The 233-nt window shown below is 51.5% G+C and carries 1 protein-coding gene; it reads right to left on the reverse strand.

Annotation, left to right across the window (positions count from 1 at the left end):
* The coding region (locus AC2AXP_RS22840) for an IS3 family transposase (RefSeq protein WP_484381999.1) at positions 1-233 on the reverse strand (233 nt) is incomplete at both ends.

Genomic DNA, 233 nt, shown 5'->3' on the forward strand with positions numbered 1-233 from the left:
CGTTCGCATTATTTCCCGGCTGGCAAAGTCCTCCCCGTGGATACATTCCACCTTCAGTGAGTGAAAGAAGCTTTCCGCACAGGCATTGTCGTAACAACAACCTTTAGCGCTCATACTGCCCTGCAGATTATGCCGTTTCAGTAAGCTCTGGTAATCCGTTGAACAGTACTGGCCACCTCGGTCTGTGTGCACGATGACATTTTCCGGGCGTTTACGCCGCCATAACGCCATCT

Source organism: Serratia sp. Sp408 (genome assembly GCF_057180665.1).